Annotated in this window: 1 protein-coding gene; it reads right to left on the bottom strand. The window is 61.2% G+C overall.

Translation table 11 applies throughout. The features are described 5' to 3' along the window. Nucleotides 1–521, bottom strand: a 521-nt coding sequence (locus IG178_RS25150; RefSeq protein WP_226895802.1) for a type ISP restriction/modification enzyme, incomplete at both ends; no start/stop codon positions are given.

Here is a 521-nt window from a genome sequence, read left to right as displayed (position 1 = left end):
GGGAAGCATCTGCTTAAGCTCGCCCGCGTAGCGCTCGCGGTACTCGGGGGAGTGGAGCAGGCCGTAGAGGAAGAAGAAGACATCGTCCTTCGTGACCTGGTTGCCGTAGCGGTCCTGTATGAGGCGGTGGAACTCGTCGGTGATGTTGTCGATGCGGCGGTATCCGTCGATCACCTCGCCCCCGAGATCGAGCGCGATCGTACCCTCGTCCTTGGCAGGCTCCCAGCGATAGCGGGGGAAGAACTGAACGGTGTAAGTGAATAGAGCGACGTCGGGAGCGATTCTCGACGCTAGGACTGCAGGCTCAGCTTCCGCTCGTGGGCTTATAACTGAGAACCCGTAGTTGTCGTGCTGCGCGGTGGGGAAGAGCTGTTCCAGTCGATAGACCATGTCGTTGTACGCGCGGTCGAAGTAGACGTTCGCTTTTGCGAACGGACGGTAGAGCCCTTCGCGGTAGGCGGAGTCTCGGTGCTCGATCGTGCGGCCGCGCAGGACGTTGGTCTTGTCTGCGCGGTTCCACG

Source organism: Neoluteolibacter marinus (assembly GCF_014904755.1).
In the GTDB taxonomy this organism is placed as follows: domain Bacteria; phylum Verrucomicrobiota; class Verrucomicrobiia; order Verrucomicrobiales; family Akkermansiaceae; genus Haloferula; species Haloferula marina.
Note: the sequence above shows the minus strand (reverse complement) of the source record. Positions and strands in the feature narration are given on the sequence as shown.